The organism is Flavobacterium sp. ZT3R18 (assembly GCF_007097385.1).
Classification (GTDB): Bacteria; Bacteroidota; Bacteroidia; order Flavobacteriales; family Flavobacteriaceae; genus Flavobacterium.
Map to the genome: position 1 here is coordinate 1 of NZ_VJZS01000026.1, position 26,652 is coordinate 26,652.

General features: G+C 35.8%; 14 protein-coding genes. 3 read left to right on the forward strand and 11 right to left on the reverse strand.

Annotation, left to right across the window (positions count from 1 at the left end; genetic code table 11):
* Positions 1 to 308 precede the first annotated feature (308 nt).
* Positions 309 to 599, reverse strand: coding sequence for a hypothetical protein (locus tag FNW52_RS18445; protein ID WP_317045987.1), 291 nt, complete (start codon positions 597 to 599; stop codon positions 309 to 311).
* Positions 600 to 1,423: 824 nt separating this feature from the next.
* Here FNW52_RS18445 and FNW52_RS18450 point away from each other — a divergent pair.
* Genes FNW52_RS18450 through mobC form a run of 3 tightly spaced genes read left to right on the forward strand, consistent with a single transcriptional unit; the run spans position 1,424 to position 5,111 of the window.
* Entirely contained in the window at positions 1,424 to 1,816 is a 393-nt protein-coding gene (locus FNW52_RS18450) for a plasmid mobilization relaxosome protein MobC (RefSeq protein WP_143378982.1), read from the forward strand.
* Entirely contained in the window at positions 1,801 to 3,111 is a 1,311-nt protein-coding gene (locus tag FNW52_RS18455; RefSeq protein WP_143378963.1) for a relaxase/mobilization nuclease domain-containing protein, read from the forward strand. Before FNW52_RS18450 ends, FNW52_RS18455 begins: the two co-directional genes overlap by 16 nt.
* Positions 3,112 to 3,128: 17 nt before the next feature.
* Complete coding sequence (mobC, locus tag FNW52_RS18460) at positions 3,129 to 5,111, forward strand: conjugal transfer protein MobC (RefSeq protein ID WP_143378983.1); 1,983 nt, start codon at positions 3,129 to 3,131, stop codon at positions 5,109 to 5,111.
* Between the two features lie 17 nt (positions 5,112 to 5,128).
* On the opposite strand, the gene FNW52_RS18465 is transcribed toward mobC, so the two are convergent.
* The 10 genes from FNW52_RS18465 to FNW52_RS18510 form a co-directional block, all read right to left on the reverse strand.
* Positions 5,129 to 6,028: a YafY family protein gene (locus FNW52_RS18465; protein WP_143378964.1), complete on the reverse strand. Its 900-nt coding sequence runs from the start codon at positions 6,026 to 6,028 to the stop codon at positions 5,129 to 5,131.
* Positions 6,029 to 6,030: 2 nt separating this feature from the next.
* Positions 6,031 to 9,222 (reverse strand): type I restriction endonuclease subunit R, encoded by a 3,192-nt coding sequence (locus FNW52_RS18470; protein WP_143378965.1) that lies wholly within the window; start codon positions 9,220 to 9,222, stop codon positions 6,031 to 6,033.
* A complete protein-coding gene (locus FNW52_RS18475; protein WP_143378966.1) occupies positions 9,219 to 10,760 on the reverse strand; it encodes an ATP-binding protein in 1,542 nt (513 codons plus the stop codon). Before FNW52_RS18475 ends, FNW52_RS18470 begins: the two co-directional genes overlap by 4 nt.
* Before the next feature lie 13 nt (positions 10,761 to 10,773).
* Entirely contained in the window at positions 10,774 to 12,594 is a 1,821-nt protein-coding gene (locus FNW52_RS18480) for an ATP-dependent endonuclease (protein WP_116761054.1), read from the reverse strand.
* A 191-nt stretch (positions 12,595 to 12,785) separates the two neighbouring features.
* Positions 12,786 to 13,295 carry a hypothetical protein gene (locus tag FNW52_RS18485; RefSeq protein ID WP_116761056.1) on the reverse strand — a complete coding sequence of 170 codons (510 nt, stop codon included), beginning with the start codon at positions 13,293 to 13,295 and terminating at the stop codon, positions 12,786 to 12,788.
* Positions 13,292 to 14,242: a hypothetical protein gene (locus FNW52_RS18490; RefSeq protein ID WP_116761058.1), complete on the reverse strand. Its 951-nt coding sequence runs from the start codon at positions 14,240 to 14,242 to the stop codon at positions 13,292 to 13,294. Before FNW52_RS18490 ends, FNW52_RS18485 begins: the two co-directional genes overlap by 4 nt.
* Before the next feature lie 4 nt (positions 14,243 to 14,246).
* Positions 14,247 to 15,500 (reverse strand): restriction endonuclease subunit S, encoded by a 1,254-nt coding sequence (locus tag FNW52_RS18495; protein ID WP_143378967.1) that lies wholly within the window; start codon positions 15,498 to 15,500, stop codon positions 14,247 to 14,249.
* A complete protein-coding gene (locus tag FNW52_RS18500; protein WP_143378968.1) occupies positions 15,484 to 17,052 on the reverse strand; it encodes a class I SAM-dependent DNA methyltransferase in 1,569 nt (522 codons plus the stop codon). Before FNW52_RS18500 ends, FNW52_RS18495 begins: the two co-directional genes overlap by 17 nt.
* 386 nt (positions 17,053 to 17,438) lie before the next feature.
* Positions 17,439 to 18,470, reverse strand: a complete 1,032-nt coding sequence (locus FNW52_RS18505; protein WP_143378969.1) for a PorP/SprF family type IX secretion system membrane protein — start codon at positions 18,468 to 18,470, stop codon at positions 17,439 to 17,441.
* Between the two features lie 13 nt (positions 18,471 to 18,483).
* On the reverse strand, positions 18,484 to 26,607 hold the full coding sequence (locus tag FNW52_RS18510) for a PKD-like domain-containing protein (RefSeq protein ID WP_143378970.1): 8,124 nt from the start codon (positions 26,605 to 26,607) through the stop codon (positions 18,484 to 18,486).
* Between the last annotated feature and the right edge of the window lie 45 nt (positions 26,608 to 26,652).

The window sequence follows — 26,652 nt, forward strand, 5'->3', positions numbered from 1 at the left end:
TTTCAACGAATCCTACCCCAATTAATGAGCTAACCAAAGAAAAAACAGAGCTACATGTGTAAAGGGGATAAGCAGTTAAAAAAAAATATTAATGATTTAATTATTTGGAATTGAAACTGAACCAAAATTACAATAGCTTGTTTTATAACGTGTTACCGAAATCCGGCATAAATTTATCGAAATCCGCTATTTTAGTTAAAGTTTTAAAAAAAGCATCTCTGAAATAAAATTGACTAATAAAAAAAGTGTCAAATAAACAATATTTGTTTATTTGACACCCAGCTATTTTCTCTATTTATAAATTGTTATTACTTCCCCGTTTCGCTCAATGTCTTCAGTTTCTCACTAAGTTCTATAAGTCCGGCTTTTTGTAAACACTCATCTCCAAACAGTTTTAATTCCTGGAGATTTTCTTCCGGAACACTTGTCATGAGAATCGATGGCTTATCATCGTCTTTAGCTGCTAATCCACGTTCAATTACGTGGTTCAATAACAGCACATTTTTTCGTGAAATTTTCAAATCAATCTTCACTACGTCATTCATTCCAGGGATACTAAGTACAGTATCAAAAACCTTGGCCACATCATTTGTTGTCATAATCTTCACGTTTTTAATTAATAATTTATTCTATAAAGGTATAAAGCCGTTTATGAATTTTGATAGGTAAAATTTACCTATGATAGGTAGAATCCATCCCGCTTGCTTAACTTCGTATCTGATATAAATGATGAACGTTAGGATTTTAGATAGACAGGGTTAGAATAATGTGCTTCGAATTTGATATAAAATGTATCTAGTAATATTGGTTTTAAAAACGATTTTCAAGAGTATAAAATTTGATAATCATATTTCAAAAGAAGCGGTTTATCAAAGATCATTTAGAGTAAATTAAGAAACTCTGAAAAGGTGATTTCATTTAAGTATTTAATGACAACCATTACCTTTTAAAACGAACAACAAAAACCTTCCTAAAAAGTCAGGACTTTGTTGTTTTAAAATTGATTTATTGTTTGGAAAGAGCACTTCCTTTGGTGGAAATTGTGTGGGTTAATTGGTTTTATTACTGTCCAATTACAATGGTGCTAAATTGTACACAGTGTGCACTTTCCTTGATTATTGAAACAGAGATAGAATATATTTTCAAAATCATTAAGACTCTAACTGACTAAAATAGTATTTACATCTAATCTTCAAAATAACACTATTAGAAGATTATATAAATGAAAAATTGATTTTGGAACATTTCAGAAATACTGAAAAGTCTAATAGGCATTTAAAGTAGCAGGAAGATTGCAACGTTCCTGCAATCGGCCAGATGTCCGGTTGTATCACAACCGATTCTGGCTGCCTGGTCACTCGGGACTCGTGGGCAGTGACACTGAAAAATGAAAAAGAGTTGAAAAACATGAAAATGACAGATGATGGAAGAGCAAAACAACAACCGCACAAAATGGCTTCATTTACGTTTGAAGCCTGACGAATATCAAAAAATATTCAAAAAATTTAGTAAGTCAACCTGCCGGAAATTAAGCGAATATGCCCGAAAAAATCTTTTGGAAAAACCGGTAACAACTAATTACCGCAACCAATCCCTTGATGAATTTATGTCGGAGATTATACGGCTGCGAGGTGAATTGAATGCCATAGGAAACAACTTCAATCAAGCTGTCAAAAAGCTGCATACCCTTCAGCAAATTCCTGAATTTAAGAACTGGATTATCAGCTATGAACTGGAGAAAAAAATCCTCTTTAATAAGGTTGAAGAGATCAAAAATTACATCCAAAAAATGGCTGAAAAATGGTTGCAATCATAAAGACAGGACATTCGATAAACAACATTTTTAACTATAATGAGAACAAGGTAAAACAGGGCGTGGCGGAGTGTATCGGCGAAGGTAATTACCCAATTGATGTAGATAAAATGAACAGTACGATGAAACTGAACAGGTTTCTGAAACAATTGGAATTGAACGACAATGTAAAACGAAACAGCGTGCACATCTCATTGAATTTTGATCCATCAGAAAATCATTCGAAAGAAAAACTGATGGACATAGCTGATACTTATATGAGAAAAACAGGCTTTGGAGAGCAACCTTATTTGGTATACCAGCATCACGATTCAGGACACCCACACATTCATTTAGTTTCCATAAAAGTAAAAGCAGACGGAAGCCGAATCGACATGCAGAATATCGGTAGAAACCAATCTGAAGTGGCTAGAAAGGAAATCGAAAAATCCTTTGGACTCGTAGTGGCAGAAGGACGCAGAAAAAATCAGAATATTGAGCTTCTACCCATTGCTACTGGAAAGGTTCAATACGGAAAAATTCAATCCAAAAAAGCAATTGCAAATGTGCTTAACGGAGTGCTTTCTACTTACAAATATTCAAGCCTTGCAGAACTAAACGCAGTGTTGCAACAGTACAATGTTCTTGCTGATCGTGGCAGTGAAAATTCAAGGATATTTAAAGCAAAAGGATTGGTGTACCGAATATTGGATGAAGGTGGTAAGCCTATTGGAGTTCCAATCAAAGCCAGCGATTTTTATAACAAACCTACCTTGAAATTTTTAGAGGAAAAGTTTACTTCAAATATGACTAGCCAGGTCTCCCACAAGAACAGGGTCAAAAATACTGTTGATCTTGCATTTTTAGGAAAGAAACCATCGCTTGCAGAATTGGTACAACTATTGAAAAAGGAAGGAATTAATACCGTTTTAAGAAAAAGTGAAGAAGGGATACTCTATGGGATTACCTATGTTGACCATACTACAAAATGTGTTTTTAACGGTAGTGCTTTGGGTAAACAATACAGTGCCAAAGCAATACAAGAACGTTGTTCATTAATTACAGTGCCTGAACAAAAAATGACGGGTTCAACTATTGAGAAATCAATAGACTCTAAATCTAAAACACCAAATCAAATAAGCGATAAAGCTTCGTTTGACGATGTGTTCCAAAAGAATAAATCTGTTGATTCAAATACCGCAATTGGACAACTATCGGATATACTTACCCAATCCGAACAGGAAACGACTTACGTTCCGAACCAGCTTAAGAAAAAACGGAAAAAGAAAAAAAGAAAAGGACAATCGGATAACCAATAAAAACTAAAATTATGGCTATGCAGACTGGAGAAAACGAACAAGCATTGAGAAAAATACTCGACATGACAAGGCTCATCAGCATCATTATTTTGGTGATCCATTTTTATTATTACTGCTACGCTGCCTTTCGGGAGTGGCATCTTGTTAGCGGGTTAAGTGATAAACTTTTGGGTAATATTCACAATACAGGATTGTTCAATAATTTTCATAAATCCAAACTCTTTGCTCTGGGATTTTTGATGATTTCCCTAATAGGTACCAAGGGACGAAAAGATGAAAAACTCAATTATAAAACAGCCTTTGCCTATATTGTTACGGGTATCCTAATTTACTTTATAAGCTGTCTTTCATTATATCTGAAAATAGAAATAGTACAAGTAGCGATTGCTTATATAAGTATTACGGCAATTGGGTTTCTTTTGGTGCTTTCTGGAGGTACTTTGTTGTCGCGTATTATAAAAAACCGACTCAACCACAAGGATATTTTCAATAAAGAAAACGAAACTTTTCCGCAGGAAGAAAGGCTTTTGGAAAATGAATTTTCTATTAATCTGCCTGCTCGTTATTACTTGAAAGACAAAATTCGCAACAGCTGGATAAACATTATCAATCCCTTTCGGGCATTGATGGTCTTAGGTACTCCTGGTTCTGGCAAATCGTACTTCGTAATCCGACACGTGATTACACAACACATCCGTAAAGGGTTTACTATGTTTGTCTATGATTTTAAGTTTGATGACCTTTCTAAAATAGCCTATAATACGTGGCTCAAATACAAACATTTGTACCCGAAGGTGCCACAGTTTTATGTTATTAATTTTGATGACCTAACCCGAACACATCGCTGCAATCCGTTAGAACCCTCAGCCATGACGGATATTACAGATGCATCCGAATCTGCTCGAACTATTTTGTTAGGATTAAATCGAGAATGGATCAAACGACAAGGAGACTTCTTTGTGGAATCTCCAATTAACTTTCTTTCTGCTATAATATGGTATCTAAAAAAATACAAAGACGGCGAATTTTGTACGCTACCCCATGTTATTGAACTTATGCAAGCTGACTACGATAGTCTCTTTACATTACTGCGAACTGAAAAGGAAATTGAGGTATTGATTAATCCTTTTGTCAATGCCTACCTCAACGATGTAATGGAACAATTAGAGGGTCAGATAGCTTCCGCTAAAATTGCAATGGCAAGGCTCTCCTCTCCTCAATTGTATTATGTTTTATCAGGCAATGATTTTACGTTGGACATCAATAATCCTGAAGAACCCAAGATTGTTTGCATGGGCAACAACCCACAAAAAATACAAATATATGGTGCCGTATTATCTTTGTATGTAAACCGTTTGGTAAAACAAGTCAACCAAAAAGGCAAGCAAAAAAGCAGTCTGATATTTGATGAGTTTCCGACCATCTACCTCAACAATATGGATAGCCTGATTGCTACTGCACGAAGTAATAAAGTAGCAACTTGTCTCGGAATTCAAGACTTCAGTCAGCTGCGTAAGGATTACGGACGTGAACAGGCAGACGTGATTATGAACATTACCGGAAACATCGTCAGTGGTCAAGTTACTGGCGATACTGCAAAGCAACTTTCGGAGCGATTTGGTAAAATTATGCAGGACAGAGAAAGTCTTTCTATTAATAGCGGAGACACTTCAATCAGTCGTTCCAAGCAATTAGAATCCGCTGTGCCTCCTTCTAAAATTTCGTCTTTAAGTTCAGGCGAGTTTGTAGGCATGGTAGCCGATGATCCCGATTGTAAAATTGAATTAAAAACATTCCACTCAGAAATTATAAATGATCATGAAGCGCTGAAAAAAGAACAGGATAATTATAAAGATATAGCTGTAATTCGCAAGCTTGACAATTCTATGGTACAACGGAATTATTTGCAGATAAAACAAGATATTCAGTATATAATTCATTCTGAAATGGAACGACTGCTGAATGATCCTGGGTTGGCTTATTTGGTGGTAAAGAAATAGGATTGATAATAATTATATCATCCTTTGTATGTATTCAGTCGCTCTTGAACATAATCTTTCAATGTTTTTGGCTCAATAATTTTGACTTCTCCAAGAAGTCCTAGGATAAAACGACCAACACCTAAAAAATTACCAACTTCACACTCTAAACGATATAAATTATCAGTTATCTTAGTGATGTACTTTTCAGACAATGGATACTCTTCAATAATCAAATTATAGGCTACTAACGAAAGCTCCAAACTAACAGCTATGGGTTCAAAGCTTTGCATTCTGAAAATATCAACGATTCCCTTTTTGTGTTTAGGTTTGAACTTCCAGGAAGATTCAAGTAAAATGACTTGTTTAATTCTCGAAGTCTTAAAAACTTTATTGAGACCATCTTCAACATCGTAACACCAGACCCCTGTATAATTAATAGTAAAATCAATTGGCTCTACAATTCTGTCTCTAATGTTTTTACTATTACCGGACTTATACGATTGTAAGACGACTTGTTTTTGCTGTTTTATGGCTTGTAGTAAAGAATAAATATTCTCACTTTCTTCCTTTTTTCCAATGGCATGGATAACACGGTCGAAATCATATAGACTATATAATTTCTTAACCAATTTAATTTTCAATTCATCATTATCATCTATACTATGAATAGCTTTACTCAATATAAAGGCCTCTTCTTCAGAAAAATGCAATAAGCTACTAATTTCTTGAACAGTAGTATTTTCTTTGTCAATCTTAAAATAACCATTGCTATTTTCAATGACAAAACCCACATGTTTGAAAGTATCAAGATAACGATAAACGGTTCGCTGCGATATTTCAAATCGTTCAGACAGTTCTGCAATCGTTCGACCATATTGGCAATCCAATAGCAGTAACACTTCCAGCATTTTCTGAAATTTAGCTTGATCTGACATTCTTAACTATTTTGATATTTCTTAAAGTTCTCCGCCTGTTCAAAAATTTCTTTATAGACTTCGTCTCTATCTACAGGTGGGTAACCGTTTTCAGCTAAAAGTATAATTAAGCCTACTTTTAATTCTGCTTTGATGTCATCCCGTTTACTCCAATCGGTATATTTTGCTTTGTCATCAACTACTTCTTTTACTTTTTGTGCCAAAAGAATTAATTTATCTTCGGGATATTCGAAGTCATATTTTACGGCCAAGGCTTTCAGGATGTCATAAAAAGCTTTTTCCTCAAAGTCAATTCCGAGGTCTTTAAAGGAATCTTTTTCTTTCTTCAAGGCATAGTATAATTCAATAATTTCATCTGTGAAATCTTCCAATACTTCACTTCGCAATACATCACTTTCTTTTCGTTCGTTGTATTTATCAACGATGAATTGCAAGCGCTTAGAAAAGTCAATTCCGGTTATCTTATTAATTTTCTTTACATCGTCAATAGCTTTGGCCAAAAGCTTCTGTAAAAGCTTGATTTTGGTATTAGGCAGCTTGATTTTATCAATCTTTGTCATATAATCCTCCGAGAAAATATCTACCTCCGTTTGATTCTCTTCTCCCAATTTAAAAATTTCCTCCACACCATTGCTTTCAATGGCTTCCTGTAGCATCTGGCGCACTTTATTGTTCATTTGGGCAGTATCCGGCGCCACTCCTTTGGTGAGTTTGAACACTATGGAGCGCACGGCTAAATAGAAATGAATTTCGTCTCTTTCGGTTTCATCAAACACACCACTACCGGAACAAATATCGTAAGCCGATTTTAATCGTTTTACTATGTACATAAACCTTTTTTCCAGCTCTTGTGTGAGTTGGACAAACTCTGCTGCCTGATTTAAGGTCCGTAATTGTTCTACGGGTGAACCCTTGAAATATTTTGACTTATCGAATTTATGGAACAGTTTCCCCAGTAAATCCAATTGATCTTTAACAACCACTATGGATTGTTCAATATCTTCTATGTTTTGAACATCGGCACTGCTGTACTGCGCCAAAGCCAGGTTCATTTGTTTTTTGATTCCGATATAATCAACTACCAAGCCTTTTTCTTTACCTTCAAATTTTCGGTTAACCCTTGAAATGGTTTGGATAAGATTGTGCCTTTGTATCGGTTTGTCAATATACATCGTATCCAAGAAAGGCACGTCGAAACCGGTTAGCCACATATCGACCACAATGGCGATTTTAAAATTGGATTTTTCATTTTTAAACTGTCGGTCTAACTCCTTACGGTCTTCCTTGGTTCCTAACAGATTGTATAAGACTTCCGAGTCATCTTTACCTCTGGTCATCACCATTTTGATACGTTCCATCGGTTTGATTTCCTTTTGTTCTTTTTCGGAAAGTACAATTCCATCTTCTGTAATTTTTACTTCGCCCCATTCCGGACGGAGTTCCAAAATGTTTTTATATAATTCGTAAGCGATGGGACGGCTGCTGCAAACAAACATTGCTTTTCCTTTTACCGTCGCCCCTTCTGCAATTCTGTTTTCGTAATGCTTTATAAAATCTTCGGCTACGGTTTTCAATCGTGTAGGATCACCAATAATGGCGTTCATTTGTGCCATGGCTTTTTTACTTTCCTCCACCTGATACTCGTTACTGCCTTCTTCGGCACAACGGTTATAGTATTCTTCAATTTCCTGAAGTTTCCCATTATTGAGCAGGACTTTGGCCGCGCGCCCCTCATAAACAATACGCACCGTAATTTCATCAATTACGGATTCCTTCATCGTATAAGTATCGACTATATCACCAAATACATCAATCGTGGCATCAATGGGAGTTCCTGTAAAACCTACATAAGTGGCATTAGGCAGGGAATCGTGTAAATATTTAGCAAAGCCAAAAGTTTTAGAGACCCCATTCTCGGTCACTTTTATTTTCTGATCCAAGTTGGTTTGACTGCGGTGCGCCTCATCGGATATACAGATTACATTGTTACGGTCGGTCAATAATCGGGTATCTTCCGTAAACTTGTGTATGGTCGTCAGGAATACCCCTCCGCTGTTTCTACCTTGCAATAGTTCTCTTAGTTGACTTCTACTTTCTACACTGATAATCATTTCATCACCGATAAATCCTTTTGCATTGGTAAATTGTCCCGACAATTGGTCATCCAAATCAGTTCTGTCGGTTATCAATACAATAGTCGGACTTCCAAAATAAGAGCTTCTCATCAGCAAACGACTCAAGTACAACATCGTGTAACTTTTGCCACAACCTGTAGTGCCAAAGTAAGTACCACCTTTTCCATCACCTTCAGGACGTTGATGTATTTTTATATTTTCAAAAAGTTTAATCGCGGCATAGTATTGAGGATAACGGCAAACTATCTTTTCATTTTTCTTGGAACTGTCCGGAAGATAAATGAAATTTTGAATAATGTTTCTTAACCTATTGCGGTTGAACATGCCCTGAATAAGCGTAAACATCGCATCGATACCATCCACTTCATTGACCATACCTTCAATTTTGCGCCAGGCATAAAAGAACTCGTAGGGCGCAAAGAAAGAACCGGCTTTGGTATTCACTCCATCGCTTATGACACAAAACGCATTGTATTTGAAGAGTTCGGGAATGTCTCTTTTGTATCTTGTGGTTAATTGAACAAAAGCATCGTGTATGGTGGTGTTTTCTTGAATGGCTGTTTTGAATTCAAAAACCACCAATGGCAATCCGTTGATGTACAAAATTAAATCGGGGATACGCATTTCATACCCTTTAATCGCCAATTGATTGACAATTCTATAGGTGTTATTATCCTCCTCGGAATAATCAATCAACTGAATATAAACATCTTTCTGATTGCGGTCTTCACGTTTCAACAGAAAACCATCACTCACCATTTTCATAATGGTTTTGTTGGTTTCATACAAATCAGAAGCAGGTAAACGATCTAAATCCCTTATGATGGAATCGATTTCGTTTTCGGTAATATTTTCTGTTTTGTATTGGCTTTGCAGGTAATTTTTTAAATCCTCAATAATCAGAACTTTTTCACTTACGACATGGCCATAAACAGTTGGTGGTTCGGCAAAACCGTTGAATTCTGTTTTACGCACTTCCCCGCCTGCAAGGTGAGTCATTTTCTCTTCTTGCAGTAATGATATAAATGCCTTTTCTAATTGTGATTCGGTAAATTTCATTTTTGTTCTATTATTTTCCAATGCCCACTTTTTGTTGAACCTTCTCTTTCAATCACTTTATCATCCTTCAATTTAGCGATAACTTTTTCTATTGTACTTGCCGCTAGACCAAGAATAACAGCAATATCTTTAGACCTAATGGATGGCTCAAGCATGAAGAGCATAAGAATATCAATTGCATTTCTTCCGTATTTCTTCCGTATTTCTTCCGTATTTCTTCCGTATTTCTTCCGTAAATACCCCGTAATTACCCCGTAATTACCCCGTAAAAAAGCAATGTTTGTTTCCTTCCCGAGAATAATTCTATCAGATAATAACCCGAACTCCTTTTGAAGTTGTTCTATATACTTTGTTAAATCTTCCATTGGACCACCTGCTTGATCACCTTCTTGACCACCTTCTTGCGGGGTGACTTGCGGGGTGGCTTGATTATTTAAATCTTTGTAAACAGTAACCAGTATCCCTCCATCCATCGAAATAATTTCCGGTTCCGGCAAGCCCATCTCTTTACAGGCTTCATAAATTTTTAAAGTGCCACGACCCCAAGAATCAATATAACCCGCTTTAAAACAAACATCGGCTATCAAAGGATTTCTGGGACGTGAAATATGGTGGCGTTTCAAACTTTCCAGCTCCATGCCTTCGGGTAGTAAACCTTCGTTCCAAATAGTTAATTTATTATCATACACACGCATTTGAATCATCGAACCCATATAGGAACGATGTACCAAAGCATTCAGCAGCATCTCGCGTATGGCAGCCACAGGGTACTCGTCTTTTTCTATGCGTAGCAACCCTTCGAAGTCAATGGGTTTGGTGAAAAATTTGTAGTTTAACTGATTGGGAACCGTTTTCAGCAATTCCATAATATTGCCTTCTTCGACTTCCTGAAAACGCAGGTCGGCATCGTTGACACCAAAACGACCTATTTTTACTTTGATGTTGGGATAAAAACGATTAGGATCTTTTCCGAACAGGATGATGGCGGCTCTTTTGAGTTTGCCGTGATCGAGCAAACGAATTTTCTCCAAAAGTTCTACGGTAGAAAGTTCTCCAATATCATTGGGCATACGTCCGCTCTTTAAGGCATCTTTGATAAATCTCTTTATACTGTTGTCGTCTATGTCATCCAAACTGGCACCTTCCTCAATGACATCATCCCAAGTTTTACCCGCTTTTTTGAGTAAAAACTCGTTTAAGGTGTTTCCGGTCATTTCCATTTTGGAACTACCGGAACGATAATAGTAACGCCCCCGGAGCGACACAGGAACCGAATAAGGATTTACTCTGATTTCGATATATTTTTTACCCGCTTCGTCATGCAGATTGACATCGCAGATAATACCCAAGTTTTCACGGATTTTATTGGGAAGGGCTTCCATAAGGAATTTGTGATTCTCCAAATGTGTTAACACACCATCATCATCCTTGCCGATGTAAATAGTACCACCCACCGCATTGGCAAAACCGCATACCCATTTCAGATAGTCGTCATGCCAACTTCGTTTCCATTCTATGTTTTGTGATTCGCTCGACATTATATTATCCTTTTTAAAAAATTTCAGCAGTTACGAATTTTGAAAATAATCTTATATCAATAAAATCAAATACCTCTTCAAAATTTTTAATTGTTTCAGGATCTATATTATCTCTAGTAATATTCCCATTTTCAATTTGAGCAAAAAAGTTTCTAGCGAATATTATTTTACGTTTGCCAATTATTTCAGAAGGCTGTTTTTTTGAATTTATATCTATTTTAGGGTCTAATAATTTCAATTCAGAAATAGTAAACATATCTTCAACTTCTTTAAAATTAATTATTTTAATCCTCTTATTCATTTCTTCATTATTATTTAAAAACACATTATCTAAAAGTTCATTTTTTGTGTTTTGAGGATTTTCACCATTTTCCATGATTAGTACCCAATCTAGACCATATCCGATACAAAATGAAATTAATGGAAAAAGTTTAGACGATTTAACTCCGATAGCAGGAACGAACTTATATTCATTTTTTCTATCTAAAATTCTTGACATCCCTTTATAATACCAAAAATCAGAAAGCCCTTCAACAATAATATTTTTTTTTGAAAGTATTGAAAACTCTTTAAACGGTTCGAGGCCCATTGCTTCAGAAATCGGTTGTAAAGCATCTTTTTTATACGTCGTATCTAACTGTGATGATGTTAAACCTTCTACAACAGTTCCTCTTTTTTCAGTGTTAAGCACTAAACCAATATTGTGTAGTTTATCTAATTCTATCAATGAGGGAGAATGAGTAGAATAAATTATTTGATGCCCATTTTTAGCTAAATTTTTGAATACACTCAACATATCATTATTAGCCTTAACATGTAAATTTAATCCTGGCTCATCAAATAAAAAAATAATTTTATTTAATGATTCTGATGCTTTAAGTTCTAACCATAATGATAAAAACCAAATCAATCCTTTACTTCTTCTTCTAGGCTCTAAATAAACTCCATCCTTAGATTTTAAATAAAAAGTAATAATCTCCTTACCTGTTTTATCAAATCCTAATTCAAAATTAATTTCAACTTGATTGTTTCCTGCAATTTTTTGTTTCCAATCATTTTGAAAAGTAGCTGTAATACTTTTATGAGCAGATTCAACACTGCCCTTTTTAAGAGTAGTGCTTTTTTGGGATAATGAAATAAAATCGATACCAATTATTTTTTCAATATTTTTTACAGCCTTATATCCTTTTGCATTATTATCCCCATTTATTAAATCAGCTATGTAAATATAATCCGGTAATAAATCAGCTACATCATCAAAAAGAATTATATCCGGACATGATTTCCATAAATTAATAATAATATTATTTCTATTTGATTTTACATCAATAAAAGGTCTAATAATTTTTACTAGTGTGGTAACAATATTTTCATTCTCATTAGGTAATCCATTTATTGAAGCCTTTATAATTTCAAATGCTTGCTCATTTAATTCTAAACTAGATACATCATCCTTCTCAAAATTTATGAATCTTGTTAAAGTAAATTCTTTTAATTTCGAGAGTTTTTCAATATTAAATAATTTAAAATTAGGTATAGTTTTTTTAATACTTTCTTCAACTAGCTTTGCACATAACTCTTCAAAATATTCATAAAAAGCTTTATCCTTAACTGAATAAGTTATTGCTACAGATTGTTTTAAATTACCTTTACTTTCTTCTTCAAAATTTAAATTTTCTTTATCAATTATCTCGTCTTCAAATACATTTAGGGCTTCCAAAATAGAGCTTTTGCCAGCTTCATTTTGACCAGCCAAAACAAATATATTGTCATTAAAATCAATAGTAGTATCTATGATACTTTTGAAATTTTGGATTCTTATTTTTTTTATCATATTTCAACTTTTACAGTTTAAACTTATATCATTCTTAACAACAACAATTTTTTAATTAGTCAACATTCATTTTTAATCATTCATTATACTCAAACTAATATCAATATCTGTAAACTTATCTATAACTTCCGCCTCTACAAAAAAAATCTTTCTCCATTTGTATTGATTCCTGTACATAATGTTTCAAATTCCTATTGTGTTTCTTTTGATTTTAATATTATCAAAATAATTTTTATAAAGCGAAAAATATTATAAATGGTAACTGTGAAAAGTGCAACATAGCTTGAAAACATAAGCACTTTTGGCTTAAAATCTAAATTTAAATAAACATAAGAAAAAAGAATGTATGTCAGTTTGCGAATATCGGGTAAAATAGGATTGACTAAAATTATTACAAATGAAAAAGTAATAATAATTAAGTTCAAGTACAGTAGTTTTTTACTGAATTTTATAAATTCCGTATGTGTTTCGTCGTTTTTAAACTTTTCAAACAAATACATACAACCGATAAAAACGCCAAAAAAAATTGAACATACATCAATTAATTTGTCATTAAATAATGATGTGTCATCGTTGTATGAAAAACTTAATAAATATGAAGCCCAAAATGAAATCATAAAAATCACATAATCTATTGAGGAATATAATCCTTTCTTGATTTTACCTTTTCTTATTTCATTATGATTATCGGCAGAAATCATATATATTCCTTAAGTATTAAACATTCTTTTTTGTACATCTTTATTATATTTTCTTTTCTTTCCTGTTTTAGTAAATTCGAATCTAATCTTGGAATTGCAATTTTAAAAGTTGCAAAATAAATATCTCCTAATAAATCAATTGGCTTTTTAGCTTCAGAATCATCGGTATAACCACAAACTTCAACTTTATCAATATATTCTCTTATTTGGCCATATCCCAAAAATCTATTCAGTCTTTCAAGCATTGGAACAATCGTATCTTGATATAATCCTCCTGTTTTTTTGGGATATGAAACATTAAAAACTATTTCAGCAATGTCGCTGTTTAATTTAGATGCTTGTGTCAATTGAGGTAAGAAATCATTCTCAATTTGGTCTTCTAACGTACTATTTAATTGCTTGATCTTTTCTAATAATTTTGCTGGTTGATGAACTTTCAAAACAAAACTCTTGTAGGAACGCATTTTTATTGCTCTTTCATATTCTTTTTTTCTATAGATTGTACCAAAATCGATAGAGAATCCGCCCGTATTTTGTAAGGCTTCAGAATCTTTATAACACCTATAAAGGAATTCTTTGAAAACGTTTAAATAAATACTGTTTTTATTAATTTCATAAAAGAGGCAATTTAATTCAATGGAATACATGAATATATTTCCATAAGCCAATCCTTCATTTTCTTTTACATCTAATTGTGATATTGCTTTTGTTTTTTTGTCAATTTTTGCTGGTAAATCCTTATCAAGAATCGTTCTAATAAAACCAATAATATATTTTTCATTTTCCTCCAATATGGAATAATGAACAATTTTGTTGCCTATTTGTTTTTCTTGTCCTAAAATTTCAGGATGTTTTAAAATGTCTTTAAAATTCATTTTTAATGCAGCATCATCTTTTTGCTGAACTTTGACGCTTACTACGTCTACTTTGCAGTTTTTGGTACTCATACGTTTATTTTCCTAATATTTTTTCTAATGTCTTTTCAGTTTCAACTTTGGTCATTTTTGCAAGCACTATATTCTGCAAATCCATCAGTGATTTTATTTCAAAAGTATAACTTTCTTTGAGCTTCATAATTTCGACAAAAGGGTGCTTTTCAATTATTACTTTAGTAGGCTCAATCAAACTCAATTCTTCAATTATATTTTTACTCAAGTTAGGTTGAGCCCCCCCGATAGCAATACTTACAATTTCATCTCTATTTATTCTTAAATGATAATATAGAAACGTTGCTTCAATTTCATTTTCACAAATAATTGCACAACAAGCCTGATTAGTAGCAGCTTCAATTTTCAAATATCCAACTTGTCCTTTTGTTTTACCTTCTCCATACATTGCAATCAAAACAGAATTGACAGGTAATAATTTAGCTGAACTTTCTTTAAGCCCTTTTTTGGAAATATATTCTTCCGCATCAATAACTACACTATTTTTAAGCTCACCTGTTTTTAACCATGGATAATCTTTGGAATTCCAATATTCATTTTCATCTCTACGTGGCGTGCTTCCACTTTTCATTTCTGATGAAAAATCTTTAACCGATTTCAATTCCCACCCCTGCGGAATCTCCTTCTCCAATTCCTCACACCAAACCATCTCCCCACCATTACTTTTATAAGGCTTGCCATTTTCATCCGGAAACTCAAAATCCACAAACCACTGTTTGTAAATAGCTTGAGCGGTTTCTTCGAGTTTAGTAATGAGTTGGTTATTTAAGACAATGCGGTTTTGGATGACATTGTATTCACTAACAATTTCCCGCTGTTTTTTGATGGAAGGAATGGGTAATTTCATACCACAAAAATCTTCCCATTCTAAACTGCCTCGAACTCCTCCAACTGCATGAAAACAAGCTTCTCGGTCAAATTCAGAACGAGTAAACCACATCATCAAATATTCGGGAAGTAGTTCTTCAATATCAGTAATTTCAAAAATTGGATAAGCTTGTGATATGATAGAAGGCACTTCTTTACTATATAAAGCAACAGGCATCTTTTTGTCACGTCTTACCTGCATGGTACTACATGCAAATTGACTTTTGCGTATGATTTTGTAATTCTCCATATCTGTTCCAATAATATTAGCTACAGACGGTATAAATTCTTTTGAAATACTTAACCCTAAAAGATTAGTGAATTGTAATCCTTTGTTCCTTTCATCAACCAATCGAATATAATCACCAATAGGTTTATAATTTGATCCCATAACCCAATTCATTAAATACGGTTAGTAAATCGTTTTTGGACTGCGCTTCGGCTTGCAATAATTCACTGAATTCCACTTGTAAAGCCTTCATTTGATCATCAAAATCAATATTCTCATCACGATTTACAAAAGTGATGTACTTACTGGGTACTAATGAAAAATCTTTGGCAACTACCACTTCAAATGAAGCCGAATAACAAAACTCAGGAACATCTTTGTATTGACTTAAATTAGCTTGCCAATTATGGTAAGCTTGGGTTACATCTTTAATATTTTTCTCTGAAAACTGAATAAACTTTTTCTCAAATGGAATCCCCACTTCTCGCAAATCCATAAAAAGAATTTCATTTTGTCGGTCACGGTAGTTTCGGGTTTCATCAGGAAACTGAACTGTTCTTGCTTTTTTGTTTTTGTTCAGAATCCAAAGTGTCACACTGATATTAGTGGTATAGAACATATTTTGTGGTAAAATCACAATAGCTTCTACCAAATCGTTTTCAATCAGTTTTCTTCGAATTTTGTATTCTTCTCCCCCTCCGGAAAGTGCTCCATTGGCCAAGATAAAACCGGCAACGCCGTTTTCGGAAAGTTTACTCACCATATTCAAAATCCAGGCATAATTGGCATTGCTCGTTGGCGGCACATCGTAGCCTCTCCAACGTGGGTCGTCTTTCAATTCATCGGCGGCTCTCCAGTCTTTTTGATTAAACGGAGGATTAGCCATGATATAATCGGCTTTTAAATCGGGGTGTTGGTCACGTCCAAAGGTATCCGCGGCTACATCGCCCAAGTTGGCAGCTATACCGCGAATGGCTAAGTTCATTTTAGCCAATTTGTAAGTGGTAGCTGTATATTCCTGACCGTAAATGGAAATCTCCTTTTTGTTTCCGTGGTGGTTTTCAATAAACTTAATGGACTGCACAAACATACCGCCCGAACCACAAGCCGGGTCATAGATAACGCCTTTGTAGGGCTCTATCATTTCGGCGATGAGGTTAACAATACTTTTTGGGGTGTAGAATTCTCCTTTCCCTTTTCCTTCGGCCAAGGCAAACTTGCTCAGGAAATATTCATACACACGACCCACAATGTCGGTTTGTTTGTCCTTAATCGTGTCAATATTGTTGATGGTATCCAACAAAGCGGCCAACTTACTCACGTCCATATTCAGGCGGGAGAAGTAATTGTCGGGTAAAGCACCTTTAAGGGCAGGATTGTTTTTCTCAATGGTATGCAAAGCGGTATCAATTCTCAAGGCAATATCACTTTGCTTGGAATTTTCTATAATGAATGACCAACGGGATTCTTCCGGCAAAAAGAAAATGTTCGACATATTGTAGAACTCTTTCATCTCCAAGTATTTTTCCTTGCCGTCGGCGATTAATTCTTTTCTGCGCTCTTCGAATTTGTCACTGGCAAACTTTAAAAAGATTAATCCCAACACAACGTGCTTGTACTCTGATGATTCTACGGTTCCTCGCAGTTTATTGGCGGAGTCCCAAAGGGTTTCTTCTATGCTTTTTTCTTTTTTGGGTTTAGCTTGTTTAGCCATTTAAATAAATATGTTTTTTGAAATTATTATTTTTTAGCGTAAAATCCGATTTAACTACATAAAAGTATTACATTAGTTGCTGCTATAAATTAATAGATTTTGACGCTTATTGACAAAGATCTGTTTTAGTTTTGTCATTTAACGTCAAATATAAATAAATTTCAGTGCCTTTTAAGCTAAAATGAGGTTTATTAATTTGTAAATAAAGTTATATGAATTTACAATTTTACATTAACTAATTAACTTCAGAAGAAATCAATTAAAAACTCAACTAGTATGCCTATAATTACAACCGCAGCATATTTTTTGGGCGAATTGGGAGTATGTACAAAAAAAGCTTCTCAAACTGAGAAGCTTTTTTTGTACCGTTAAGCTAAATTGCTTTTTTAATTTGGCTCCGTATAATTTCTACCCCATGGTTGCTTAACAAAATACGAATAGCAGTTTCTGCATATTCTCCCTAATTGGAATGTAAGCGAAAATTCGTGTATGTTTTGAGCGTTTCCAGCTCCTGTGGTATTTATGTCATAAGAATACCCCAGAACAAAGCGGTCTAACTGAATAGAGGTTAAGAGATTTATGGAAGTAAGAATGCTGCTATCTTTGCTTTTACCTTCCGGATTGGTAGTCATGGTGGTTCCAAGGGTAAATTTGTCAAATTCAAAAGCACCGCCAAAATCCAATCGGTTATACACCCCTTGTTTCATATAATTTCCCGTGAGTAAAAATTTTGATTCATCAGCAAATCCAGATAGCAAATTGTCTGTAGTAAAGGTATATCCTCCATGAAAGGAAAAAAACATATTTAGAGCTACATCGTTGTATTCGATAACAGCAATGTCGGGTCTATTTAAGTGCTTTATCGCCATACCGAACCAAGCACCCTCATTATAAATCAAAAATCCCGAAGAAATATCAAAAAAGTCGATTGAATCACTATAATTTAAAAAACCAGGATCAACACTTCCGCCAATTATGGCTCCAGTCCCACCATCGATTTGATCTTCTAATAAAGTGTTGCTGTAATTATAATTTTTATGCCCATATCCCGCTTCTACACCAAGTCGCAATTTCCAATCGTCGCTAAGATCGATACGATAGGCATAGGTCCCGTTAAATTGAAGGTAATTGTAATTAGTAAACTCTTCACGGTTATTTAAAATGGTTAGGCCCAATCCCATTTTTCCATCCACATCAATAGGACCATTTATAAAACCAAACTCGGTATCAATTCTTCCAAATCCATCCGGCCATTGGGATCGATGTATAAGGCCTCCGTACCAAGCCGCAAGAGTGCCGGTAAAAGCGGGGTTTATGGTTTCCGGAACAAAGAAATATTGAGTAAAAATAGGATCTTGTGCTCTGACTTCTACAGATAAAGTAATCAGTAGGATAAATAATAATAGTTTTAATTTCATATTCTTTTGGACCTTATTTTATTATTACAAAGGGGTGCTTTTCGGTTAAAATAATTCCATAAAAAGTTTCAGCACTTACAACGCAAAAGTAATTGCCGTTTTCTGCGTTACTCCCTTTAATTTTTGCATCCCATCCACGCAAAACTTCTCCGGTTTCCGAATAAATGAGGGAACCCCAGGAATCATAAACCTCTAACCTAACATTTTTCAACGCTTTTGTCACGGGTCTGAAGGTGTCATTAAGCTTGTCGTTGTTTGGCGTGAAAGCCGTTGGAACAACCAATACATACCCCTTTTCAATTAGCAGGGTAATGGTTTGAACATAAACACATCCAAAAGGATAAGTAACGGTTTGAGTGACCACATAATCTTTTGGGTTTACGTAAGTATGCACTGGATTGAGTTCTGTTGAAAAGCTACCGTCACCAAAATCCCATGCTACGCTCACAAAATCCCCAGTCGAGGTATTTGTAAATTGAATGGGATCATTGATTGAATATATCCCATAAGCAGTGTAACCTTTAGAATTCCTATCAAACGAGGGCTGTCCAAGTATAGGGATATTAACATCGAATGAATAAGAAGCAGAACATCCTATCGCATCTGTAGATTGTAGCATAATTAAACCATCTTGAGATGTTGTCATAGTTTGATTATTTGTTCCACTTACAGTTCCGCTTGACCAAGTGAATTGATAAGGTGGAACGCCTCCCGTAGTTTGCGCGGTGAAATATTGTTCTACCGTATGATTCTCGCAGCTCGATAGTGTTTTTGTATCTACAGTCAACACAATAGGAGATGGCCGTGTCAACACATAGGAAGCTTGTTTGGAACATCCGTTAACATCTTTAACTATAACGGTATAATTTCCTGCAGTCACACCCAATAAATCTTCTGTAGTTGCTCCGTTTGACCATAAATATTTAAACGGTGGAGTTCCTCCGGAAACATTAAGATTTATAGCGCCACTATTTGCGTTGCTACAATCTAGCGGTTGTGTGGTAATCGCATCAAGTGCTATTTCTTGAGGGTCAATAATTACAAAAGTTCTATTTATATGACATGGTTTTCCATCAGTAATGGCTACTGAATAGGTTCCTGGTCCAAGATTGTTTCTTGTGGTTCCCGCTGTGCTGCCATCGCTCCAAGTTAAGGAAAGAGAAGGTATGCCACCTATCACATTTAGAACAATGCTTCCGTCATGTGCTCCATGACAGGAAATATTTTTAGCAACCGGATTGATATCAAAAATTGGAGCTTCTGGAACATTTACTTTAATAAGCTTCGAACAATTGTTTGCATCGGTTACGGTTATGGTGTAATCACCGGCAGATAAGTTATCTTGATAAAAACCAGTGGACAGATTACCCCAGACTGCTTTGTATGGACTTATCCCCCCCGATATTGCCAATGCTATTGTTCCGTCGTTACCATGATAACAGGTAACGGCTTTGGCAGTTGGAGTAATCAGGATGTCGTTTGGCTGAGTGATTTTTAGTCCTGTTAAGGTTTTTGTACCATTGTTGGCATCGATTACTTTTATGCTATAAGTTCCAGCAATTAATCCCGTAAAAACAGCATTCAATGAGGTACTGTCATTGGTCGAACTAATAATTGTACCACTTGAATTTACAAGTTGATAATCATAAGGAGCTACCGATCCTTGTGTAATTGTAACTCCTAGCACACCATTACTGTCACCAAAACAAAGTAAATTGATATGTGCAGATAAATCTTCTTGAATCAACAATTCTGGTGGCTGTGTTAGAATGAAATTCAATGTCACAGGAGCGCAATATCCATCATTTATAGTTACGGTATAGGAGCCGGCAGGGACGTTATTGATGTCTTGAGTGACAGCAGTAAACCCATTAGGCCCAGACCAACTATAGGTATAACTTCCAGAACCTCCCGTTACACTTACATTTACAAACCCATCAGAATTACCGAAAACACTCACTGCATACCCATTGTAATTTGATAGTACACCAGATGCCAAAGTAGTTGGATTTACGGTTATAGTGTAAATAGTTGGAGGTCCTTGACAACTTAATCCATTATTAGTAAAAGTCGCAATAGCCGTATAAGATATGGTTAATGCATTCACAGTACTATTTGTAAGGGTCTGGATTGGGATGGAATCAGTTCCTGATAATAGCGCTCCCGAGATGCCTGCAGGTGCAATAGCCGTCCAGTTAAGAGTGACATTTCCCAGTGTTGTTGAGCTTAAGTTTACAAGAGAGCTATTTGTATTGTTACAGATAGTTTGATTCGGACCACTAAAAACAACTTGAGCAGAAGGATAAACAGTTACTTCAACTGTAAAGCTTGTTCCGGCGCAGTTTAAAAAGGAAGGAACAACATTATATAAAATAGTTTGGATACTGTTGGAAGAATTGTTCAATGTCTGACTGATGGTTGTGCCATTTCCTGCAAAAGCACCTGTTATATTAGAATTTGGATTTACTGTCCATGTATATAGCGTGCCACTTGGAACAATGGTGGATAAAGTTGGTACACCATTAATAGGGGCTATTGTGAAACTTTGATTGTTACAAATTGTTTTTGTTTGATTGCCTACATTCGGTCTTGGATTTACGGTTATGGTATAATTATAAACAGCTCCAGGACAAGCCGAACCGCCAGCTGCAGTGGCTATAGCTTGATAAGTTACAATAATTGGCGAATTGGTAGAATTAATTAAATTTTGAACAGGAATTGTATTTGTCCCACTAGTAACGACCCCAGTTATTCCCGCTGGTTGTGTCGCTGTCCAACTGATGGTTGCTCCTGCGGTAGAACTATTTAAAACAACAACCGCTGAAGTGTCGTTTGAACAAATGGTTTGAGGACTTGGTGAGAATAAAACGGCAGGACTTGGATTTACATTAATAGTATAAAGAAAAGGAGCACCATCGCAAGAAACGCTTCCGCCTGTTGTTGCAACAACTTTGTAAATTACTGCAATCGGAGCATTCGTGCTATTCACCAATGTTTGGGCAGGTATCGTATCGGTACCCGATAGGTTAGCTCCTGTTATACCTGAAGGAGCAATACATGTCCAAGCTATAGTAGCTCCAGGTGTAGTAGTAGATAAATTCACTAAAATACTCGAAATCCCAGAACAAATGTCTTGATTCCCTAGTGACGCGGTAATTAAGGGACTTGGATTCACTGTTACAACAATCGTAAAAGGAAGACCTATACAGCTACCCGAAGTAGGGGTTACGGTATAAGTTAATGTTGCCGTAACATATGTTGTGTTTGTTAGTGTCTGACTAATATTACTTTGTCCTGTTGCTTGAGCCGTACCACCTATTATTACACCTAGGGGATTGCTAACAGGCGGTCCCCATATATAAGTGGTTCCTACGGGAACAATATTGCCGCTGCCATTAATTGGTGCTACTGTAAATGATGTTCCCGAACAAATTGCCGTTGAGATTGAATTAGCTATATATGGTTTAGAATTAACCGTTACTGTTATTGTAAAAGTAGGGCCAACACAATTGCCTGTAACACCTGATGTTGGCGTCACTGTATAAATTAACGTTTGAACTGTATTGGATAGGTTAGTTAAAGTTTGACTTATGGTTGTTATTCCTGCGGTATTAGACGCTAACTGACCTGAAATGTTTGGGTTTGATGAAATTGCCCAAGTATAAGTTGTTCCCGTTGGAATAATAGTTGCACCTCCATTAATAGGTGTTACAGTAAACGTGCCTTCCGAACAAATCGATGCGGTTTGATTAGCAATAATGGGAGTAGCATTTACTGTAACGGTAATCGTAAATGGAGATCCAGAACAACTATTCGCAGTCGGCGTCACGGTATAAGTTGCAGTTTGAGTGATAGTGGTTGGATTGTTTAATGTGCCTGTAATTGACGATTGAGCAATACCTGGAGCACCTCCCGATAATCCTCCGGTGACAGTTGGAGCACTCCAAGAATAGATGGTTCCGGCAGGAATACTATTTAAAGCAGAACTAGAAGGAGTTATTGTAAAAGCAGAGCCTCCACATATACTTGTTGTGAAAACTTCTGTGATGGAAGGTTTTGGATTTACTGTGATCGTATAAGAATAAACTGCTCCCGGACAGGCCGAACCTCCAGCCGTTATGGCCGTTGCATTATAGGTTACCATGATCGGTACAGCTGTAGTGTTTGTCAATGTTTGAGCTGGAAAGGTATTTGTACCACTAGTAACAACTCCTGTTATTCCTGCAGGTTGTGTAGCGGTCCAACTGAATGTTGCTCCTGCAGTACTACTGGTTAAAGCAACAATCGCCGATGTACTGCCTGAACATATTATTTGAGGAACTGGTGAGAACGTAACCGCAGGAGACGGATTTACAGTTATGGTAAATATTTCTGCGGGTCTTGAACAGCCATTGGCTGTAGCAATTACAGATATTGTTGCTGTAATCGGACTACTGGTCGTATTAGTTGCTGTAAATGCAGGTATATTACCTATGCCATTTGCAGGCAGTCCTATTGCCGTGTTTGAATTTGTCCACGTATACGTAGTGCCTGAGACGGCATTACTCAAAGTTGTTATAGGGGTTATTACTCCATTGCAATAAATCTGGTTGGTTAATGATAAAGTAGTTGGTGTTGGGTTTACCACAACCACTATATCAAATGGTAACCCTGTACAACCATTAGTTGTAGGTGTGACTGCATAAGTTACAGTCTGAATTGAATTTGTAAGGTTTGTTAATATTCCAGTAATTGAAGGTTGATTCACACCTGAAGCGCCTCCGGTTACGCCTGCTGTCACAGTTGGTGTTGGCCAAGAGTAAGTAGTTCCGATTGGTACAATATTACCTCCTACATTATTTGCTGGAGTTATTGTAAAAGTACCGCCACTACATATCGTTTGTGTTTGCTGTGCAACAAATGGTTTTGGTTTTACTGTGATGGTGTAAAGAAACTCTCCTGCACAATTTGGCCCTCCAGAAATGGACGCTTTTGCTTTATAGGTAATTACAATTGCAGCATTTGTGCTGTTTGTTAAAAGTTGAATTGGAATTACATTGGTACCGCTAGTTACGACCCCTGTAATTCCAATAGGTTGAATAGCTGTCCAATTAAAAGTAGCACCCGATGTGGTGCTGTTTAAGGTAACTAAAACGGAACTATCGCCGGAACAAATGGTTTGATCGGTTGTGGAAAAAGTTACAATTGGTGATGGATTAACGGTAATGATAAAAGTCTGTGCTGACCCTGAACAGCCGTTGGCTGTTGGCGTTACAGTTATTGTTCCTGAAATTGGATTAGCACTTGAATTGGTAGCTGTAAAAGCCGGAATATTTCCTGTCCCACTTGCCATCAATCCTATAGCTGTATTTGAATTTGTCCAAGCATAGGTAGTTCCTGTTACGCTATTACTAAAAGAGATAACACCTGTTAGTGCTCCATTACAATATTCTTGATTACCCAATGTCAATGAGCTTGGGGTTGGATTAACCGTTATTTTAAATGTTTTTGGAGTTCCGCTACATCCCAAAACATTTGAAGGAGTAACCGTTATCGTTGACACTATAGGAGCTGTTGTTGTATTTGTAGCTGTAAAGCTCGGAATATCGCCTGCGCCATTAGCGGCCAATCCACTAGCGGTATTGTCATTGATCCAAGAAAAAGTGATCCCCGCGACTGTACTTCCAAAAACAATAGTATTTTGTGTAGCATTGTTACATATCACCTTATCACTAACTGCATTTACTGTTGGATCCGGATGTACCGTTATGGTAAATGTTTTCGAAGTTCCTGAACAACCATTTAATGATGGAGTCACGGTAATAGTTGCTGTTAAAATTGTGGTTCCTGTATTTAAAAGTGTAAATGGGGCAATATTCCCGGTACCAGCTGCTACAAGACCAATACTCGTGTTGTTGTTTGCCCATGTATAAACAGTTCCTGCCAATGTCCCACCAAAAGTTACATCCGAAAGCGCTCCTTTACATTTTGTTTGATTTAGTACATCGTTAACGGTTGGAGTTGGTTTTATAGTAAATGCAGCACTAGTTGTTGTAGTCGATCCGCACTCATTTGTAACTTTCAAAGAATAAGAATAGGTGCCAGGGACACTGTAAATAATAGCTCCTGGATTGACACTTGAGGAAGTTGCAGGGGTACCACTAGGAAAACTCCATTCATAACTGACTGCCGTAGTGCCACAATTCACAACTATAGCTGTCGGATTGATTGTCGTAGAAGCAGAAGTTTGACAAATTGTCGAAATGGGAGGCAAGCCAACTGTTGGAGGTTGTTTTACGATAACGGTTTTTACTGGTGACTTTACAGTACCACAAGAGTTGGTTGTTGAAAGCGATATAGTATAAGTACCCGGATTTACAAAATTAAACCTTGGATTCACAGATGTGGCACTTGTACCATTCGTATATGTAAATGAAGAGGAGGTACCACAATTACTACTGGCATAAATGACGTTCCATAAATAAGTTGGAGCAGCACAAGAATTAACCAAATTGGTTGTGTTTGTAGTAGCAACAGCTAGTGGGGTACAGCCTTCATTTTTGTCGAGATTGAATTGTGGTAATAAAGGAGCTTCTATACAAATAGAACTCGTAAAAACAGAGGATGAAGGGCAATACCCTTGGGTTTTTAATGTTACGGTAAAGTTGCCAGTAGTAGTGTAGGTATGATTTATATTGGGAATAGAAGAAGAATTCATAATAATAACTACTGGTTTTCCGTCACCAAAATCCCATTCATAAGTAGTCCCTTGTATACAGTTTTGATTTAAAGAGGGAGTTGAACTATTTGTAAACAATATACTTGAATTAACACAACCAACTGCAGGATTCGTAAATTTAGAAGTTGGAGGCCTAAGGATACTTATTGGACTAATCGTTGATGTAGTTGAACCACAAGAATTAGAGATTATCAAAGTGGCAGTAATGCTGGCATTTGGACAACTAGTAGCGGTATAAGAATAAGGAACCGGATAGTTTTGAGAAAGAGAAGGATTACCTGAATTATAATAAATCGAACTCATTAATACGGACTGCAGAATTTTAAAATTAGGGGTGCCATCACCATAATTAATGGAATAAAGAGTGTTCGGCGAATTATTTCCCCAACTTGAAATCACAAATGCCAAATTAGGGGTTGGGGCACATAAATTTACCGTACTACCGGGACTACTGAGACTTCCTGCTGGATTTGATTCGTTTTTTACCGTATAAGTCTTGCTGTTTTGACAGCCATTGCTACCTGTAGCAGTAATTACCATTTGAAAGGCACCTAACTGGTTATAGGTGTGGCTTACAGGAAAGGTTATGTTATTTTGAATATTTCCATCGCCCCAATTTATGGCGAACGAGCTAATGCAAGAAGATAGTGATGAGTTGGCAACAGTTATAGAAAAATTTGGATTTGAGGAGGAAGCCGAATTACAATTATTAAATGGATTAAAGGAATTAACAGTATCAGAAAAAGCAATATCGGGCAATTGCTTGATGGTAATGGTTTTTTGGATCGTTGTACTACATTTGTTTACGTCCGTAATAGTCAAAGAAACAATATAGGAAGAAGTGGAGCAACCAAGTGGAGCGTTATAAGTGTGTATAGGATTTTGTTGAGATGAAGTGTCTGAATCACCAAAATTCCATGTATAAGTAAAAGGAGAATTTCCGGAAACATTTGAGTTAAATTGGACTGCGGTGCCAGAACATTGATTATCGGTAAATGTAAAATCAACAACTGGCAAAGGATTTACAGTAATTACAACTGTATTGCTACTAGAAACAGCAACGGTGTTATTGTCTTTATCTTTTACCCCCGTTAAAATATATGTAAAAGCCCCTGCAACATTAGTTGGTTGAGAAACAGTTACACTTTTATCACTATTATTTGTTTGAATAGTTAATGGAGCTCCTCCATTTATGGTATAAGTAAATGTATAGGGTCCATTATTATCGTTTTTAACTTCTAATATTACTAATGGAGCGGTTTCATTCAAGCATACCGTTGCATCTCCCGTTATTTGTCCAGACGGACTAGCAACTGTTTTTATTTTTATACTTTCCTCTACTTTATTTATTGAATAAGCAGGGATTGAAGGAATAATTATTAGAATGAATAAAAAGATAATCTTGTAGAGGATTTTCATAAAATGTATTTAGTTGCTGTACGTAATTATATTCCATTTACACAA